Below are 15,715 nucleotides of genomic sequence, written 5' to 3' on the forward strand. Positions count from 1 at the left end.
GGGTGGGCGGGCTGCACCACCAGCACCCCCCCGCCCGCCCCCCCCCCCCGCCGGCCCGCCCCCCCCCCCCCCCCCCCCCCCCCCCCCCCCCACGGGTCCGAAGAGGAACGCGCTACGGGTCGACGGCCGCTCCTAGCATTCGCTACCGACACCGAGCGCCTTTTCCCGTGCCGATCCGGCCGGTTCGCGGGGCCGGCCGTTGCCCAGACCAGGCCCCACCCCAGCTCCTCCCGTTGGTTTCCTCCCCTAGTCGGGCGGATTCCCGGCCATCACGCATGTGGCCGGATCCGGACGGTGGCGGCACGAATCTCCGGTCAGGTGCAGATGCTGTGCCCAGAAAACGTGTCCGGGAAGGGGATGCAGTGTGACCAGGGGTGGGAACGACGATGAACTGGCGGAGGCCGTACGGGCCCTGCTGGCTGATGAGCCGGATCCGGGGGTCGAGGCGCGGACACCGGAGGAGGCCGCCCGAGCCGTCCGGCTGTTCAACGAAGGCATCGCCGAGGTGCCGAAGCTCTTCCGGCGAGTAGCGGAGGGCGCCCAGCGGGGCGCCGAGACGCTCTCCTCGGACAAGCTGCAGGTCCTCTCCGAGATGGTCCAGAACGCCGACGACACGGGGGCCCGCGAGATCCGCTTCCACTGGCGGCCGACCGAGCTCCTGGCCGCGCACAACGGCAGCGGCCTGCGCCTGGCCGACATCCCGCGGCTCGGGCTGCCGTGGGTCACCGGCAAGAGCCAGGACTCCGGGAGCACCGGTCGGTTCGGCATCGGCCTGGCGACGCTCCGGATGCTCTCGACCTCCTGGGAGGTGCACGGGCACCCGTACCACGTCCGGTTCGCCGACGTCACCCTGGCCCCGGCCGACCCGCCGCTCCTGCCGGCGGACATCTCCGGGCGGGAGTGGACGGTCTTCCGCATCCCGCTCGGCCCCGGGGTCATCTCCGCCGAGGAACTCCTCGCCTGGTTCGAGAACTGGCAGGACAGCTCGCTGCTCTTCCTGCGTCGCCTCGAACAGGTCACGGTGGCGACCGACGGTACCGCCGGTCCGGGGCCGACGAGGGTGCTGCGGCTGAGCTGGCAGGACGTCACCACCCTGCGGCTGCCGGTCGACGGTGCGGAGCAAGCCGTCCGGGTCCGGGAGGCCCGGACCACCGGGGGCCGCCTGTGGCGCGTCTACGACACGCTGGTCCCGTCCCGGCCCGGGTGGCACCGGTTGCACAAGAAGCTCGGGGAGACCGTCCCCGTGGCCGTGGCGCTGCCGATGGACGAAGCGGCGACGGGGTACGTCCACGCGGGACTGCCGGTGGCCCCGCTCGCCGTCCCTGCCCGGGTGCACTCGCAGTTCGACCCGGTCGTCAGTCGCGAGGGCTTCGCCGCGAGCGCCTTGAACTCGGCACTGGTCCCGGTCGTCGCCGACCTGTGGCAGGCCGCGGTACTCGACGTCCTCGGACGGGTGGAGCCGTCGGCCTGGCACCTGCTGCCCTTGACCGCGGCGTCCGCCCTCGGCAAGGCGGGGCTGCCCGAGCGTCTCGTCGGCGCGTTCCTGGAGCGCGCCAGGGAGCAGGTGGCCGGTGCGCTCGCACTGCCGGTGCCGGACGGTAGGGCCGTCCCGCTCGCCGACCTCGCGGTCGAGGCCGAGGAGCTCACCGGGGTGATCTCGGAGTGGGACACCGCGCAGCTGGCGGAGCTGGAGCGCTGCTTCCCGGCTGCCGCCCGCGACCAGGACGGACGTTGGCGCGCGGTGCTCTCCGACTGGAGGGCCGTCGGTGCGGTGGACCTCCCGGACGAGGTCGAGGTCTCGGACGCCATCGGGCTGCTCAAGCGGCCCTCCTACGATGTCGACCGCACGGTCCGCCTCACCGCCGCTGCCCTCGACGCCGGCCTGGAGTACACGCTGTGTTACCGGGCCTGCCTCGCCACAGTCGACGGTCAGCGGCTCGCCCCGTACGAGCACCGGTTCGCCGGCCGCCAGGAAACCGGACTACTGGACCCGTTGGGCATCCTGCGGGACCTGCACCCTGCCTACTGGAACGACGATGAGGCGGCCCGGCGGGTCACCGGCTGGCTGCGCAGGAGCGGCTACCTGGTTCGCCGCGACGACACCGCGGCGGTCCTGGGCCGCATCGCACACCTGGGCGGTACCAGCAGCCGCCTGCCGACCCCCGAGATCTCCGGAACCGACCAGCTGGTCCTGCTCCAACGGGCCCTGGCCGAGCTCCCGGCCTCGGAGCGCGAACGACTGGGCCCGGGAATCGGCCGGACCGTGCGGCTCGACGCGTACGAGTACGAAGCGGACGGCGAGGAGAAGACCTGCCAGGCGGCGCCCGACCGGCTCTACCTCCCCCGGGCGCTGGAGAGCGCGGGCAGCGACCGGTTCGCGACCGCCGCGCGCAAGACCCCGGGACTCCTCTGGGCCCACCGCTCCTACGCCAAGACGCTTCTGTCCGTCTCGCGGAGCGGTGGCCTGAGCCCCACGGCGTTCCTCCGCCTGCTGGGTGTGGCGGACACGCCCCGGCTCGCCCCGGTGGTGCGGGGGTTGATGAAGAAGTACGAGAGGTCCCACGACAAGCGGATAGGGCTGCCCCATGACACCTGGCCGTCTCCCGCGGGGCGCCACGACGCGATGGCACGACTCCGGGCCACGCACACCCTGAACGACCAGGCCTCGCCGGACCTCGACCGAGTCGTCAGGAACATCGTCATGGAGCGGAACGTCTCCGAGCGCAGGCGGCGCACGGCAGCGCTACTCCACTCCCTGGGCAAGCCGATCACCAGTCGTGAGGCGACGGTCGAGGCCGCCACGGCCTATCACGGCTGGACCGTGAAGGGCTCCGTCCCCGCGCTGTGGGTATGGAACCTGCGCGACATCGCGTGGCTGGAGGACGAGAAGGGCGTTCTGCGCCGCCCCGGCCGGCTCCAGTTGCGCACCCCTGACGCCGAAGCGCTCTACGGACAGGACGAGCCGAACTACCTGCACGCGGAACTCCAGCACGCGCTGTCCAACCGGGCCGAGGTGCGCACGGCCCTCGGGGTGGCCGGCGACCCAGACATCCCGCAGTTGATCGGCCGCCTCCGGAAACTGCGCAAGCGGCCGCTGGGCACCGGTGCCGCGGCGGAGGAGCTGAAGACCGAGGTCTACCTGGTCTACCGGGCGCTTGCCCGGCGTCTGACGGAACGCCCGGCCGACACCCCTCGCGCGCAGGTCGAGAAGCGGGTCGCGGCGGCGCTGGGGGGCGACGACGCCCTCGTCCTCACCGACCTCGGCTGGCGCAGTCCCGACGACTGCTTCCGAGGCACCGCCATCCTGTACGGCATGCGCGCGTTCGTTCCGCCCGGAGCCGAGCTGCTGCCGCTCTGGCAGGTTCTGGGAATCGAGGAGCCGGGTCCCGAGGACCTGGTCGAGGTTCTCAAGGAGCTGGCCGCCGACGGAGTTCCTCCGGGACGGGACCAGCAGCGGCTGATGCTCGAGGCACTGCGGTCGCTGAACAGGCTGGTCGGTGGTGCAGGTGCGAGCATCACGCCGGGCCTGCGCTCGAAACTGAACTGGCTGCCGCTGTGGACCAGCACCGGCTGGACCAAACAGCGCCCGATCTACGCCGTCGCCGCCCACCGGTCGGTCGAGGTGGCCCTGGACGATCGTGTCCCGCTCTGGCAGCCGGGCGGCGACACGGAACAGTTCGCCGGACTGCTGGGCCTGCTCAAGGTGCAGCAGCTGGACATGGCCTCGGCCGAGGCCGTCGAACCCGACACGGCCATGCCCGATTCGGGTCTCACCGAGAGCTTCCGGCGGGCCGTCACCACCCTGCAGGACCGCCTGGTCCGCGACGAGCCGGAGGCCGCCGACTCCTTCACGGAGTGGGCGTGGCTCACGGGCCTGGAGGTCCGCGTCCTGCCGGGCCTGCGCGTCAGGGCCGATCTGGGCAAGGACCGCGAGCCGTCGGAGATCCCCGTCGGCGCCCACATCGACCGGTCGGCCAAGGCACTGTTCCTCTCCGCCCCGTCGGAACTGAGCACCCGACCGGGCACCGGGGCCGCCGTGGCCTGCCACTTCCGGGGTTTCCGCGGCCTGGTCGCCCGCCACTGGCGGGACTTCTGGGAGGAGGAGGCCCTCACCACCGGTCATGCCGTCCCCCTCACCTCGTCCAGTCAGCGGGACTTCGAGGAGCAGCAACGACGGAACGAACTGCTGCGTGACCGCTCCCTGCGGTCGGCAACAGCGCCCGCGAAACCCGACCTCTCGCCGAACCCGGCGCGGGTCAAGCGCCGCACCTCGGCGAAGCCCACCGCCCCGGTACCCGCGCCCCGGTCGGCCCCCGACGGCACAACGGCGACAGCACCCGCGCCGGCGCTGCCGGAGCCGCGCAATGCCGCCGTGCCCGAGCCACCACGGCTGGTCAGAATCGATCTGCTCGGCCAACCCACGGTCCGCCTGACCGGGTCTGCTTCCAGCACCACCGGGGGACCGGTACCGGCACAGCCGCGGCATGGGTCCCGCACCCGGGCCGGCGGCTTGTCGATGCCCCGGCCGGGCGGTGCCGTGCCCCGCGAGCAGTCCGCCCGGCACGGGTACCAGGACAGCAGCTCCAAGGAGGCCCTGGTCATCCGGACCCTCGCCGCGGTCCTCGGGGAGGACGCGGAAAGCCTCGACCAGCGCGGACAGCAGAACGTCGGAGCCGACGCGGTCGACAGCGCCGGCCGCTACTACGAGATCAAGGCACACGGCGGCGCCCGACCGAGCGACGTCACCCTCACCGCCGCGGAGTACAAGCGTGCGTGGGAACAGGGGGAGAACTACGTCCTGGTGATCGCCGAACACCTCAACGAGGGCAGCGGAGGGAAATCGGCCCTGACCCTGATCAGCGACCCGCTGGCCAAGCTCGACCCGGAGCCCGTGTCGGACGTCCGACTCAAGGGCCTGCGCGGAGCCGATCTGCAGGCCAAGGTGTGGGAATGGCCGACGACAACCTGACCCGACCGGAAGGCACACCCGGAAGCCCCCGGGCGGCCCGCTGCTCGGCCGCCCGGGAGCGCGGCCGAGGGCCTTCTCGGGTTGACCGGGGGCTGAGGTGGTTCGGATTTTCCGCGGAAAATCCGAACCACCTCCCGCCGGTGCCTGGTGCGGGGTATGGATCCGGTTCCAGCCACTCCCAAATTCGGCCCGGCCAAGGGACACTGGACCTGTCGAGCCGTCAACGGAGGACAGGCACCGTTGAGCGACTTCGAGGACCTGCTCCGGCGACCTCGGCACAGAGCATGAGAGACGGAAGCGTTCCTGAGACGGGTCGCACCCCGTCGCCGGAACCGGGCAGACCCGATCGCACCGAAGGCCACACGAAAGGCCCGTGAACACGTGAAACGGCGCCGGTTCCTGATCACATCCGCGGCCAGCGGCATGGCTCTCGCCCTGGGCACGGCCACTCCGGCCATCGCCACCGTCGGCTCCCGGGTCGGCGGCGGCCTGGCCACCCTTCACGAAGAACACCTGGATGCCCTGCGCCACCTCGACGACAGGATCGGCTCCGGCCGCGTCCACCAGGCCGCCGTCGCCGAGTACGACATGATCACCGCGACGCTGCGGACCGCGACCTACGACGAGAGCACGGGCCTGCGCCTGCTCGCCGCCGCTGCCGACGCCCAGCGAGCCGCAGGCTGGACGGCGTACGACAGCGGGAACCCGGAACGCGCGGAGCAGCACTTCGCCGACGCGGCGAAGGACGCGGCGGCCGCGCGTAACCCGGAGGTCCTCGCCAACACCCTCGCCTTTTGGGCCATCAAGTGCTACTCGACCGGGGATCCCGGGGCCGCGGTGTCCCTGGTCGAGGCGGCGCACGCCCACGGCGTTGCCACCGGGTCCGCGCGCATGCTCGCGATGCTCCACGCCCGCGCCTGCCGGGCCCACGCCCGGGCCGGCGACCAGCGGGCCTCGGACCGGGAGGCGAACGCCGCCCTGGCCGCCTACGGCAAGGCGATCCCGCTCGACGCCGACCTCCCCTCGCTGTACTGGGTCAATCTGGGAGAAATCCACCAGCTCCTCGGCAGTTCGGCACTCAACCTCGGCCACCCGGACAGGGCACTGCACCACTTCCGGCAGGCGGCGACCGTCGGCAAAGCCGAGGGCGACGACGGCTACGACGGCGACTCCTTCCCCCGAGGAGCGGCGATCTACGAGGCACGGGCCGCGGAGGCCCACCTCGAACTGGACGACGCCGAGCAGGCCGTAGCCGTGGCTCACCAGGCGGTGGAGCACCTGGGTGGTGTGGACTCGGCCCGCGGCAGCACGGCCCTGAGCGACCTGAGAACGAAGCTGGGAGAACACCGCAGGGTCCCTGCCGTCAGGAGCTTCCTGGAACTCACCAGGTGACCTGCTCCGGTGTGGAGCGCTCCGGAGCGCCGGTCCGGCAGACCCCCCCCGGAGCCCCCGCCCGGGGACAGTCGCCCAGCCGGCCTGACCTGCCGCTGTCCGGAACCTGGCGGTGGCATGAGCCGCGCATCGGGCCACGCCACCGCCGACCACGCGACCACCGGCCGCACCCACCACGCCCCGGGCAGGCAGCGGCCTGGCCCGTCCGCCCGTTCAACGCTCTGATCCGACGGTTCTGACAGGTAGGACCGCTGAGAGCGGAGCCGGCGGTCCTACCGGGCCTGATGTCCTCTTTCCGATGAATCCTGCGGCTTTTTGTCAACGATCCAGGCCAGGAGCCTGTACCTACGTGGTGACGAGCGGTTCCCGCCGGGGCTGCTGACGGAGAGGGGCATGGACAGTGCGCGCATCAGGTGGGGTCACCGCTCTTGTTCTCACGGCCGTTGCGGTGCTGGTGCCGCCGGTCGTCGCGCCCGCCGTGGCGACGGCCGCGCCGGCCTGTCACGGCAACGCCTGCGACGGCAGGAGCCCGAAGGCGACGGGGTGCGGGGCCGACGCGCGGACCATCCCGGGGACGGTGATCGACCCCGGGAGCAACCGGCACCCCCAGGCGTGGCTTCGGTACTCGAAGCAGTGCGACGCGGTCTGGGCGCAGGGTGAGGAGTCGGACGGCTCGACGATCCGGGTGCAGATCGACGGTGGTGCCTCCTACGACGCCCCGACCGTCGCCCCGGGCCCCGCCTTCACCGCCATGGTCGGCGCCGATCACCGGCATCGGGTCGGGATCCTGGACGTCGACGGCCAGTGGTCGTACGGGAAGTGGCGCAAGGGTGGTGTCTGACCGGCGGGGTGGGTCGCGACAGGAGCTCGCCTGGATCACCACGGGCGGTCGCCGCAGGGGAACGACCGGTTCGAGTGGTGGCGGTAGCCGGGCGGCGGGGCGGTGTGGGGCGTTCAGGGATGGCGCAGTCGCAGTTCGACCAGACCGTTGCTCGTCCCCGCGACGACGGTGGCCGGCGGACCTGTGGTCAGGGCTCGGACGGGGGAGTCGAGGTCGATGTCGTAGAGGGGGAACCAAGCGGTGGCGCGGTCCAGGGCGTCGAGCGGCCAGATCCGCAGGATCGTGTCGGCGGTCACGAGGACGGGGGAGCCGTCCGGCAGCGTCACGCAGACCGCTTGGTGCGTCCAGTCGGTGGCGATCGCCGTGGTGGCGGCGATGCGGCAGGTCACGAGATCCCATGCCGCGACCGTCGCATCGGTGGTGTCCTCGCTGCACGCGATCGCCACGACGCGTCCGTCCGGGAGACGGGTGCAGGCGAGGGCGCAGACTGCGGCCGGGCTCGGCTGTTCTGAGCTGCGGCAGTTCATGCTCACGCCGACGCGTCGCCCGGTGCGCAGATCCCGGATGCGGATGGTTCCGTCCGCGCTGCCGCTGACGACGACCGACCGCCCGTCCGGCAGGGTGGCGGTCGTGATCGCGGTGACCTCCAGGGGACGCCGGTTGCGGTTCTCCCATGTGGTGCGTTCCCGGGTGCGCGCGCGCCACAGCCGTTCGCCGGTCCGCAGTCGTATCGCCTCGACGACGTTTTCCTCCCCGCCGACGAAGGCCACCGCTTCGCCGTCCAGTTCGGCGACGCAGGCCACCGTCCCCGTCGTGCGGAGCTCTCGTGGCGTCATGGTCTGCTGCCCGTCGGCCAGCCGCCAGACCCGCAGGACGTCCTCCTCGTCCTCCTCCTCCCGGCGCCCGGCTCCGATGACGAGGTCGCCGTGTTGGGCCAGGACCGCGGAGGCTCCGGCGAGCTCGGCGACCGCCTTGTCGGAGTCCCAGACCCGCAGCACACCGTCGGTGTGACCGCTCACCGTGCGGCCTGCGGCCCGGAGCACGCTGGTGACGGGTGGCAGCACCAGCTCGCGGTGCGACCGGCCGTCGAAGGCCTGTGACTCCCACGACCGTGCGGTGTTCTCATTGCCGCCGGTCACCAGGACCGCGCGCCCGTCGGCCAGTTCGGCCCAGGCGAGTGAGCGGACGGAGCTGTCGTGCGCGGTCAGCGGTCCTCCGCGGGGCTCTCCCGTGGACGCGTCCCACATGCGGACCGTGCCCCGTCCGCCACCGCTGATCACCACGTCGGTGCCGGCCGCGCGTGTGCAGAGCAGAGCGGAGAGGTAAGGCCCCTGGCCGGTGGCGAGCGGAATCCACGTCGCCGCTCTGGTCGAGGCGTCCCACCGCTGAACCATGCTGGAGTCCCCGGCGGTGAACAGACCGCTCGGCCCCCAGGCGATGAGCATGGTCCTGACCGGGTCGCCGGGAATCGTGTGGTCGCTCGGTTCTCCGCTTTCCAGGTCCCACAGCCGGACGGGGGCCTTCTCGTTGGCGACAGCCACCGCGAGGTGACCGTTCGCCAGGGTGCCCGCCGCGACGGTCCGGAAGGGGGCGCCGCCGTCGTCCGGGAGGGAGATCTGCCGGCCGACGTGCCGCCCGGTCTCCGCGTCCCAGGCGCGGACGGTGCCGTCCCAGCACGCCACCACCACGACGGTGCGGCCGGCATGGTCCGTACAGACGATCTCGCTGACGCCCCCGACGTCCTCCTGGCCCTCGAACTCCACGTCCTCCCCGGACACCAGGTCCCTGACCCGCAACCCGTCGATCCAGTCATGTATGACGACGAGGTGGCGGCCGTCCGGCAGCGCGACACACCGGACGGTGCGCCACCGCCGGTCCGGCAGGAGCCAAGGGGGGTTGATGCTCTCGTTGCTCACCAGGTCCACGACGCGCACGTCACCGTCGAGATCGGCGCTGACGGCCCAACTCCGGCCGTCCCGCAGGCACGCGACGGCGACGTGGACGACGGCGCTCTCGTGCCGGGCGAGGACGGTGTGTTCCGTCTCGGGGTTCCAGCGTGCCCACGAACTGAGCCAGGACGCCTGCTCCGCCCGTGCGGAGGCCCCGGCGGCGAGAGCCGCGGCCCCGGCCCGCTGCGCGGCGAGCGCGAGATAGGCGGGCCGGTCCGCGGCGGGCGCGTCGCGCAGGTGGTGCGCGACGCGGCGGTAGACGCCGGCGGCGGCCCGGGCCTCGTCACTGCGGGCGGCGTCCAGGCAGGCGGACAACTCCGGTTGGGCCGCGTCGAGCAGGAACCCCGCGTCCAGCAGCAGGGGGTCGAGCAGCCCGGACTCGGCGGCGTGGCCCGCCAGGTGCCTGCGGGTGTACGGGAGCGCCGTGGTCCAGTCGGCCGGTGCGCCGGGCTCGGGAGTCGCCTGCGCGCACAACGCGTGGAACATCGCGGCATTGACCTCGACGACCCCCCTGGGGCCGAGGACCTGCCGCAGGTAGGCGCGAAGTACGTCGTGCACCAGGACGGCGGTGCCCGTGACGGTGATCAGCGACAGGTCGGCGAGCCTCCTGATCAGGCGTCTGCTCCCGGCGGGATCGAGGCCGCCCGTCGCCCACAGCAGACCGATGACCTCGGTGGGGACGGCGACATCCTCGGGGAGGACGCCCAGCTGCAGGCAGCATTGCCGGCCCGGGCCGTCCAGCCGCCGCAGACTCGCCTCGACGGTCATCGCGACGGCCTGCTCCCTGCGGTCGGAGCTGTCCAGATCGAGGCTGTCGGGCCCGTCCTGGACGAGCTGGTCGCCGATCAGCTCGGCGGCCTCGTCCGCGGTCAGCCCGTCCTCGATCCCCTGCCGGATGGCGCTGTTGGTCAGGGACAGCAGCAGCGGCCAGCCGCCGGTCAGGCGTGTCAGCCGTTCGGTACGGGTCAGCCCGGGCACCCCGCTGGACAGGAGCGAATCGCTCTCCCCGGGGCTCATCCGGTCGACCTTGAGGATCTCGCAGGCCGTGTGGAGCGTGCCGCGCATCCGGCTGGTCACCAGGCGCGCCAGGTTCGGGCCGACGGGGAAGGGGTCGAGCCGGCTCGCCGCCCAGAGGTCGTCGACGACGAGCAGGGTGGGCTCGCGCTCGCGCAGCAGCTCGCCGAGCGCGTAGCCGGCCGTGGACGGGTCGGTCAGGGCCGGCCGCCGGCCGGTCAACAGCTCACTCAGGTCGTTGATCTTGTCCGCGAGAACCGGATCCGGAACGTTCTCGCCCAACGTGACCCACAGGACACCGCCGGGAAACGTCGCCCGCACCCTGGAGCAGGCCTGGGCGACGAGGGTCGTCTTGCCGAAGCCGCCGGAGCCGACCACCCCCACATCCGCCCCGCCCGGCACCAGCAGGCCTGTCAGACGGTCAGAGAGCTCGGCGCGCTCGACGAGCCTGCGGGTCGGCTCCGGTGCCATCCACACACTGCGACGTGGGTCACGTCCGGCCTGTCCGGCATGTCCGCTACCGAGGATGACGGTGCGGGCCTGAACGGCAGTCCCGTAGACCGTCCCGCTCATGTCGTTGCGGGTCGAAGTCCCGTCGCTCATGGGCTCAGTATCGCGGAGCACGGCCTGCCGACGGGAGCCCCGAGCTCGTTCGCAGGTGAAGCGGGCGCAGGTCCGGGAGCGGTGAAGAAGTCCCTCGGGTGTCTGCCGACCGCGCGAACCACGGTGACCAGTTACCAGAATCCGGAATCAGAACAGAGGACCGCCCCGATGCAGGAGCAATGGACCGATGGCGGGGGAGACGAATCCCCGCCCTGGCGTTCACCCGCGCTGGCGCTCGAGGTAGGCCTCACGGTCGTTGACGTTCCTCCGGAGTCGTGGCCGGAGGCGGCCCGAGCTTCAGTCTCTGCCGGCATGAGGCGGTCCGTTCGGCCGCCCAGCTCCGGAGAGCCTCGGTGTCGTCGGCCATGTCGCGGAGCTGCAGGGCGGCTCGGTGGGCTTGGACCATCCAGGGGATGTCCGTGCCGGACAGTTGCTGCGCGGCCCGACCGAGCCGGTCATGGGCCGTGTGACTATCGCCGACGAGCCCTGCGGCCAGGCCGGCGTGGTAGTTGTCCCACGGGTTCCCGCGCCGGGCGGGACGGGCTGCCAAGTACTGGGCTGTGCTCTCCAAGCTGGCGAACCGGTCGCGATACTCGATGATCTCGTCTGCGGCCACCCGCGCGAGGTCCATCGCGAGGGGCATGAACTGGGCTTCGTCCTCGAAGGACTCGTGGCCGGCTTGCCGACCGCCGACGTGGAACTCCACGTGGTCGGAGTCCTGCCAGAGCCACATCACACCGACGTTGAGGTAGGAGCCCTGGCTCCAGCTCGACGGCTGGAACTCGACCACACCCAGCCACCACCCGTGGTCGTCGATCCACGTCCGGGACCTGCCACGCTGCCGCAGGCCAAGGGGGCGAAGAACGTCACGAGCGGCCGCCGTGACAAGGCGTGATGCGGGAGAGATGGCAGCCATGCCGAGCATTCTCCGTCGCGCCGCCGACATCCGCGGAAGCTGTGACGCAGATGCTTTCCGCGGACCGTCGTGAGTACGCACCACCGGCCGTCCGGCAGCCTCAGGATCTGCGCTGTCGGACGCCGGTGACGGCCACCAGCGAGCTGCCATCCGCGGATATGAAGACAACGAAGTGCCACGAGCTGTCCGGGCTGTCAACGAACCCCAGCCGGACCGGCTCGCCGCCGTACTCCTTCAGAGCCCTCAGCGACTCGGGAAGCCCGACTGTCTCGATGCCCTTGGCCCGCGTGTGTTCGAGCCTGACGGAGTAGGTGCCGGCCAGCGATCCGGCGGGCACGAGCCCGCCACCGATCCGGCAGGCGCCTCCGGCAAGCACCGCGTCCCGTGCCGCATGGCAGGCCGGAGTCCGGCCGACAAGAACGCCGAGCAGTATCGAGGCCGACCGGTCTGCGTCGTGCGGACCAAGGACCAGGCCTTCCTCCTCAGCGTCGGGCAACCGACCTGCCGTCACGGCCTGGTCGTCCGCCGGAGCGAGGATCCGGACGCGCTCCGGCTCGCTGCGGGCATCGTGGGCATGGAACAAGGAGCTCCTCACCTGCTGCACGCGCTGACCGACCGAATCATCAGGGCTCACCACCAGACGATCGTGTCAGCCCAGGTAGCGAGGATCAACGGGAATTCGACCGACACCGGTCGCCCTGGCCCAGGCGGGAAACGATCACGCCGAGCTCGGGAAACGATCTTCAGTCGATATCGGCCGGTCCTGCTCGGTCGCACTCATGAAAGTTCCGTTCACTGAGCCAAACCGAGCCACCACTCCGCGACTTCGGTATCCATCCGATAGATCATCTGGGTCTTGCCGGTGTCTCCGTCATGTCCACCCTGCCAGTTCTCGATCGGCCAACGCTTCTTCCCGAACAGGTCGGCAGCGATCCGGCTGAGGCGTGCGTGCTCATTCCGCTGCTGCTGCTCATCGAGCCCCGAGCGATCAAGGAGCTCCGCGAACGTGACCGTGTCGCCCGGCTTTGCGGCGGTGGCCTCGAACAACGCGCGAACTCCGGCCAGGTGCTTGACCTTTCCCCACAGCAGTTCGACCTGTTCGCGAGTCCAGCGGCCCTGCCGAGGGATGTTCACCGCAGCCTCCGTGCCATCAATATCGGCAAGGAGACCGGTGAGCTTCTCCTGTGCGGCAGCAACGTCGGCGAGGGCATCGACGACCGCCGCCCTCAAGGCTTCCCGATCCATGGCTTCCTCCGGTGTCGTATACGACTCTACAGAGATCATATGGACTCGTATACGACTCTGCAAGGAGGATTGTTGTTCGGGCAGCGGCACGCATCAGCCTTGGAACACGTGCAGACCCGCAGGAAAGGACCGGGCATTCACCCCTCGGGGATCTCGTCGTCGCCGACGAACTTCACCGTGCCGACGGTGTCCTGATCCTCGGCGGTCGTCGTACTTCCGTGCACCTCGAACTGGCCGACTGGCTGTTGCCTACCGGCCGCGCCACCATGTGGCTCTGGATAGCGTCTCGCCCCGATGCCCTGTTGCAATGAGGCCACCGACGCCTGCCGAGGCTGCGTGCGTAGCCCCGGCAGGCACCGGCTCGCCCCTTAAACCCGTACGAGGTCGGTCGCTGTCGTACCCCGGCGCACTGTGTAGATGCCGGAGCCGACGGGGGTTTCCAGCGACTGCTCCCTCAACCGTCCGATGTCCATCGCAGCCGGCCAGCGCGTGGCGTAGTCGGACCACCGAATCCCTTCCAGGTCGATGCCGGCCAGATCCACGGTGCTCAGATCGGCCTGAGTGAAATCGTCGAGCAGGTCGTAAAGCGCCTCCGGTGCGATCTCGCCGGCGACATCCAGTCCAAGCAGACCGTGAACGGCCTGGTTGAGGGTGCTGTCAAGGTCGCGCGCGAGGGCTTGGCCGTGGGCGAGGTCCTGGCTGAGGGCGAGGCGCTCGCGGCCGGTGGCGATACTGGGGTCGTGGTCCTGGGTGAGGCCGCGAACGGGGTCGAAGGCGTGATTATGGCCGAGCTCGTTGGCGAGCTCGCGGGCGCAGGCGATGACGCGGACGACATCGGGGGAGATGTGGAAGGCGCGGTTGCGGGGGTCGACGAGGCCTAGGCGGAGATCGTCGGCGATGTAGAGGACGAGGCTGCGGGCCAGCTCGCGGGCTAGCCCAAGACCGCGAGCGAGGAGGTCGACGAGGTTCCGCTCGACGGTTCGGCCGAGGTTGAGGTTGGGGGCCACGCTGAGGTTGCGCGCGAGGCGGTGGCTGCTCTCAAGGTCGTGGGCGAGGTCGCGGACCATCTGGGAGACGTAGTTGCTGGCGCGACCGAGAGCGCGGTTGAGAGCGTTCGCTCGGTTCAGGGCAGGGTCGATGACGTCCTGGTTGAGGCTCAGATTGAAAACACCGCCGGGACCGCAGACGTAGTCGAGGTCGCGACCGAGGGCGCGAAGGAGGGCCAGGTTGTGGGCAAGATCGACGACGCGGTCACGGTCGAAGTCGAGGCTGCGGGCAAGATCGAGGCCACGGGCGAGGGCTTGGTTGAGTTCGAAGGCCAAATCGAGGACGCGGACAAGGGGTCCCACTTTGACGCTGGCGGAGATCGCGGGCTGCGGGCGCAGCCAGAGGCGCTTCCGAGGGGTTAGGGCGACGAGGCCCGAGTGAAGGTCTTCGTCAATGGCTGACCCACTGTTGGCGGGGGCGGGCTCCGTGTTGGCAGGCGCGGGCGTTGCGCCCGGGAGGATCGCCGCCAGGCCGCCCTCGATGTCCAGCGTCTGTGCCAGGTCCTGGACCATTGCGTCGTGGCGTGCGTAGACGAGCGCCTCCCGCAGGCCTGCCTCCACGTCCAGGAAGCCGGTCAGGCCGTTGACGTGCCTGCTTTGCTGCGCGGTGAGCCACCGGTCCACCGCGTCGTCGTCGGGGTGCGGCATCGATGCGTCGGTCATGAGTCCTCCTCTCCGGCTTTCATGTGCCGAGCGACCGCGCGGCGGGCCTTCAGCAGGTTCGCACGCACCGCCGCGGGATCGAGGGCCAGTTCTTCGGCGATCTCCGACGGGCTGTAGCCCGACACGCTCCAGGCCAGGACCTGACGCTGGCGTGGCGGCAGGCCGTGCAGGAGGTCCGTGAGGACCTGCGTGTTCTCCCACTCCGCCAACTCGTCGGGACGCGGCAGCAGGGCGTTCACGACTTCGGGCACCTGGCTGACCGGGTCCTCCTCGACCCGGCTGAAGTGGCGCACCAGTCCTCGGGAGGCGACCTTCCGCGTCCAGGCCTCTGGTGACCGGATGTCCCGCCACCCTCGGTACGCACTGATCATCGCCTCCTGGGCGAGGTCGGCCGCCACCTGCCCGGGGGCGCCCTGCCACATGAGGAAGCCCACCAGCCTGGGTGTGAAGCCGCGGTAGAAGGCGGCGAACTGTTCCTGCACCGGCAGTTCGGTGCCGGTCGCCGCCTGCGGGCCTCCGGGACCGGGCAGAGCCGATAACCCCGGGGCGATGCCGCCCTCCGAAGGCTCCCTGTCGTTCACCTGTTCCGTCCTCCCGGCCGCGTCGACTGCTGTGGGATCGTCAGGCTCAAGCTGCTGCCGTCGCTGCGGACCTCACGGAGGCGGCTTCCCCCGGGCAGAGACCGGGCCAGGGCCACCAGGGTCTGCCGGTGCGCGTGCTCCTGACGTACCCGCCAACGTAGCCTCATGCACTGGCACACCGCAGCGACTACGCGAACCCCCAGGCCCGATACGGTCACCACCGCCGAAGCAGCGAGCGGATCCATGCCATCCCTCACCTCATGTCGCCGGCCCGATTTGGGCCCTTCACAGGTAAGTGGCGAAGAACCCCCTCGGCGTGAACTTCCCGATCCGGAAAATCTCGAAGACGGGGGACACGATGCTCCGTCGGCTGTCCGGTGGCTACCCGGAGGTGCGGTTCAGCGGCACAGTGCGGTGTCCTTGACGCCGTCGAACGGTGCCGAGTTGCCGTCGGTCGACTGACTGGTGAGAGCGACTGTGGCGTTCAAAACCGAAA

The 15,715-nt window shown here is 71.0% G+C and carries 9 protein-coding genes; 3 read left to right on the forward strand and 6 right to left on the reverse strand.

Annotated elements, in window-relative coordinates; all coding sequences use genetic code 11:
• Window positions 1-364 precede the first annotated feature (364 nt).
• The 3 genes from ACGF0D_RS39265 to ACGF0D_RS39275 all read left to right on the forward strand — a co-directional run bounded on the left by ACGF0D_RS39265 (window position 365) and on the right by ACGF0D_RS39275 (window position 7,202).
• Window positions 365-4,969: a sacsin N-terminal ATP-binding-like domain-containing protein gene (locus tag ACGF0D_RS39265; RefSeq protein ID WP_392924852.1), complete on the forward strand. Its 4,605-nt coding sequence runs from the start codon at window positions 365-367 to the stop codon at window positions 4,967-4,969.
• 423 nt (window positions 4,970-5,392) lie between these two features.
• Complete coding sequence (locus ACGF0D_RS39270; RefSeq protein WP_392924854.1) at window positions 5,393-6,361, forward strand: transcriptional regulator; 969 nt, start codon at window positions 5,393-5,395, stop codon at window positions 6,359-6,361.
• 448 nt (window positions 6,362-6,809) lie between these two features.
• Complete coding sequence (locus ACGF0D_RS39275; protein WP_392924856.1) at window positions 6,810-7,202, forward strand: DUF2690 domain-containing protein; 393 nt, start codon at window positions 6,810-6,812, stop codon at window positions 7,200-7,202.
• A gap of 113 nt (window positions 7,203-7,315) precedes the next feature.
• Here ACGF0D_RS39275 and ACGF0D_RS39280 read toward each other — a convergent pair whose 3' ends face one another.
• The 6 genes from ACGF0D_RS39280 to ACGF0D_RS39305 all read right to left on the reverse strand — a co-directional run bounded on the left by ACGF0D_RS39280 (window position 7,316) and on the right by ACGF0D_RS39305 (window position 15,219).
• Complete coding sequence (locus ACGF0D_RS39280) at window positions 7,316-10,636, reverse strand: NB-ARC domain-containing protein (protein ID WP_392924857.1); 3,321 nt, start codon at window positions 10,634-10,636, stop codon at window positions 7,316-7,318.
• A 379-nt stretch (window positions 10,637-11,015) separates the two neighbouring features.
• The gene (locus ACGF0D_RS39285; protein WP_392924859.1) at window positions 11,016-11,684 is read right to left on the reverse strand and encodes a hypothetical protein; all 669 of its coding nucleotides are present in this window, start codon (window positions 11,682-11,684) and stop codon (window positions 11,016-11,018) included.
• Between the two features lie 100 nt (window positions 11,685-11,784).
• Entirely contained in the window at window positions 11,785-12,321 is a 537-nt protein-coding gene (locus tag ACGF0D_RS39290) for a hypothetical protein (protein WP_392924861.1), read from the reverse strand.
• 155 nt (window positions 12,322-12,476) lie between these two features.
• Window positions 12,477-12,968: a hypothetical protein gene (locus ACGF0D_RS39295; protein WP_392924863.1), complete on the reverse strand. Its 492-nt coding sequence runs from the start codon at window positions 12,966-12,968 to the stop codon at window positions 12,477-12,479.
• Between the two features lie 329 nt (window positions 12,969-13,297).
• Window positions 13,298-14,638, reverse strand: coding sequence for a hypothetical protein (locus ACGF0D_RS39300; protein WP_392924865.1), 1,341 nt, complete (start codon window positions 14,636-14,638; stop codon window positions 13,298-13,300).
• On the reverse strand, window positions 14,635-15,219 hold the full coding sequence (locus ACGF0D_RS39305; RefSeq protein ID WP_392924866.1) for an RNA polymerase sigma factor: 585 nt from the start codon (window positions 15,217-15,219) through the stop codon (window positions 14,635-14,637). The genes ACGF0D_RS39300 and ACGF0D_RS39305 overlap by 4 nt, the downstream gene beginning before the upstream one ends.
• Between the last annotated feature and the right edge of the window lie 496 nt (window positions 15,220-15,715).

Origin of the sequence: Kitasatospora sp. NPDC048298 (assembly GCF_043201465.1) — a bacterium.
Lineage (GTDB): Bacteria > Actinomycetota > Actinomycetes > Streptomycetales > Streptomycetaceae > Kitasatospora.

Coding starts and splice junctions, on each gene's coding strand:
- ACGF0D_RS39270 (WP_392924854.1), top strand. CDS start 5,393: ATGGCTCTCGCCCTGGGCACGGCCACTCCGGCCATCGCCACCGTCGGC.
- ACGF0D_RS39280 (WP_392924857.1), bottom strand. CDS start 10,636: ATGGCACCGGAGCCGACCCGCAGGCTCGTCGAGCGCGCCGAGCTCTCT.
- ACGF0D_RS39285 (WP_392924859.1), bottom strand. CDS start 11,684: ATGGCTGCCATCTCTCCCGCATCACGCCTTGTCACGGCGGCCGCTCGT.
- ACGF0D_RS39295 (WP_392924863.1), bottom strand. CDS start 12,968: ATGATCTCTGTAGAGTCGTATACGACACCGGAGGAAGCCATGGATCGG.
- ACGF0D_RS39300 (WP_392924865.1), bottom strand. CDS start 14,638: ATGACCGACGCATCGATGCCGCACCCCGACGACGACGCGGTGGACCGG.